Annotated in this window: 2 protein-coding genes; one reads left to right on the top strand and one right to left on the bottom strand. The window is 41.8% G+C overall.

Annotation, left to right across the window (positions count from 1 at the left end; all coding sequences use genetic code 11):
* Window positions 1-70 precede the first annotated feature (70 nt).
* Entirely contained in the window at window positions 71-1150 is a 1080-nt protein-coding gene (locus ACKI5J_RS15815) for a sensor histidine kinase (RefSeq protein ID WP_407430457.1), read from the top strand.
* Window positions 1151-1259: 109 nt separating this feature from the next.
* Here ACKI5J_RS15815 and ACKI5J_RS15810 read toward each other — a convergent pair whose 3' ends face one another.
* Entirely contained in the window at window positions 1260-1760 is a 501-nt protein-coding gene (locus tag ACKI5J_RS15810) for a sensor histidine kinase (protein ID WP_407430456.1), read from the bottom strand.
* Window positions 1761-2449: the final 689 nt, after the last annotated feature.

Below are 2449 nucleotides of genomic sequence, written 5' to 3'. Positions count from 1 at the left end.
GCTTCTGGTGTGATGCTGTATTTAATCCCTACCTTGCAGGTCTAATCCGAAATTGATCCGGAAACATCACATGCAGAATACGGATAAAATTAGTACGCTGATTGAATTGAACGAGGAGTTGGAAAACTACTTCAGAAATACGATTATCCCACAGCTTTTCGTTGACTCCCATTTAGTGCTCAGGAAGTTTACACCTCCTGCGATGCGTCAGTTCAGTCTTAAACCGACAGATGTAGGCAGGCATATTGAAGATATTAAAGATAATTTTCGCTTTCCAACAATCTTAGAGAATATACAACATGTAATTGATAGTGGGGAAGTCCTGGAAAAAGAGATACAAACCACCGACCACAGGTGGTACCAGATGAATATTCTGCCTTATATCGTTCAAAAGAATAAAAAAACCGATGGCGTAATTATAACCTTTGTAGAAATCACCATGCGGATCCGCGACTTGAAAGAGCAGGAGAAGCTGATTGCAGAGCATGAAATTCTGCTCGATACGATCTCACATGATATTAAAACCCCTTTAACGAGTCTTGGGCTCACGATAGAAATGCTTAAACAAATACCTGAGAAGGGGATGGCCCGTTTTCCTTTTCTTTTGGAAAAGATAGAGAACAGCCTGGTCAAAATACAGCACATCATCAATGATCTTACGGATTCCCGCCAGCAGGAACACCGTTATAAAGCGGTAGAAGAACTGCTTGATTTTGAGCACATCCTGGAAGATGTTCGGCTTACTTTGGCGACCCAGTTGAAGGAGTCCCACGCGATAATCACAGCGGAGATCAATCATTCGGAAATATTGTTTATACGCCGGAAGCTCAGGAGTGTTGTCTACAACCTGGTGAACAATGCCATTAAATATAGATCTGAAGACAGAACTCCCGAAATCCTTGTCAGGACCTACAGGGAAAACGATGATATGGTCATTACCGTCTCAGACAATGGTATGGGGATTCCACAGAGCGAGTTTAAAAATATCTTTCAAAAATACCAGCGTGTTTCTCCGTCTGGCGAAGGCTCGGGAATAGGGCTGTACCTGGTGAACGAAATCATAAAAGCTTCGGGAGGCAAAATTTCTGTTAGCAGTGATTTAGGGAAGGGTTCCGAATTTAAAGTATACCTGAAAATTGCGGCCTCGTAAACAGCATAGAATACCTTGCTTTTAATCTGATGTTTAATAAGTAGCATATACTTCAATCGCTTGGGCAAAAAAATAGCCGGCGAAGAGCTGTTATTCCTATATTTCTTTCCTAATTCGCTGCCGCCAATTTAGGTAGCGTAAACCAGAAGGTTGTACCCTGACCCGGAATGCTCTCTACACCAATTTGTCCTTCATGTTTACGAATAATGTTTGCGCTAATAAATAATCCTATGCCCAGTCCAGAGTATTGCGACTGTTGGTCGTCGGCCTGGTAGTAACGGTCGAAGAGGAGGGAGATCTTCTCCTGGCTTATCCCTGATCCCTTATCAATAACAGAAACCTTTATAAAAGTCTCTTTTTCAATCAGCTCAACTTTAATTTCTGCCGTTCCGGGCGCATATTTCACCGAATTGCCAATCAGGTTGGTCAGCACCCGGCCAATCCTTTCAGAATCCGCAAAGATCATCATATGCAGGTCTCCGGTTAAAGTTACAGTCTGTGTTTCAGAGGCAAACTGTTCGGTAATTTCCTGCGCCGGTTCATAAAAATTAAAAGTATTCTTTCTAAATTCCAGCTGTTCGCGGTAATTCCTGCCTGCCGGGGTAACCATAGATTCTCGAAACCTGCCATGCTGTTAATCGTTTAAGGATAAAGTCGCTTACATTCATATCTTTATAAATTAAGCCCTATACAGGCCGGTTATGGTTAATGGAATGATTTTGCATAAGGCAGCTTTATTCATACAGCAGCTTTGCCCCAGCCCCCTTAGCGCCCTTAATCTGGCCTCGTATGGTGCCGTATTCATGGGGAAGCACATTTTTAAGTCTTCTCCTTTAAATTGCCTGTTTCTAAACAAAAGATGCATATCTGTACTGATTGGTTAATATCATTCCTCCAAACTTTGTGCCTCATTAGTCTCAACAGCCGGGAGCTGTAAGCACACCTATTGATTAAAAGCAGCGGCTTTTACCTTTAATGAAGGTTCCTGGTGAATTTGAAGCTCTTCTATATATAAGACCTGTCAATATATCCGTACTTATCAGTCCAAAACAAGTATTTACCACTTTAGGAACAGGTGGTTAAGAAATAAGATGGTAAGTTTTTGAAATAATTCTTGGTTTGCATACAAGCATCAGGGATTTGCACACATGTATACGATTTGGTAAACTGATCTTTGGAATATTGAAATAAAACAAATTGCATTGGGCAGCCAGGGTTTGGTTGTACCAGCTATAGGCCTGGGCTGTATGGGTATGACAGGCTTTGAAGAAGGACATATGTACGGCCCTGCAGATGAAC

The sequence above is a fragment of the Arcticibacter sp. genome, assembly GCF_045629565.1.
GTDB lineage: Bacteria > Bacteroidota > Bacteroidia > Sphingobacteriales > Sphingobacteriaceae > Arcticibacter.
The sequence above is the reverse complement of the archived record's forward strand: the minus strand, read 5'-3'. Positions and strand labels throughout refer to the sequence as shown.